We start from the raw sequence: 237 nt of genomic DNA, 5'->3' as shown, positions 1-237 counted from the left end.
CTACAGCAATACCAAGTACGATGAAAATGGTAGCTTTTTGTTTTAAAAAGATAAATGATAAGATTGGGACCATAACAATGCTTAGCCCAGTTAAGAAACCTGCTTTTGAAGATGTTGTATAGAGTAAGCCAAATGTTTGCAATAAATAACCGACAAATAAGAAAAAACCAACGATTATCCCTGCCGTGCTACTATGTTTTATATCTTGTTTTGAAGTTTTTTGTGAGAAAATAATTT

The 237-nt window shown here is 31.6% G+C and carries 1 protein-coding gene; it reads right to left on the bottom strand.

Annotation, left to right across the window (positions count from 1 at the left end; genetic code table 11):
- Positions 1-237 (bottom strand): EamA family transporter (locus tag SB717_RS39365; RefSeq protein WP_410908745.1); only part of this gene is annotated, 237 nt, incomplete at both ends.

Origin of the sequence: Priestia sp. SIMBA_032, from assembly GCF_046535215.1 — a bacterium.
Lineage (GTDB): Bacteria > Bacillota > Bacilli > Bacillales > Bacillaceae_H > Priestia > Priestia aryabhattai.
The sequence above is the reverse complement of the archived record's forward strand: the minus strand, read 5'-3'. Positions and strand labels throughout refer to the sequence as shown.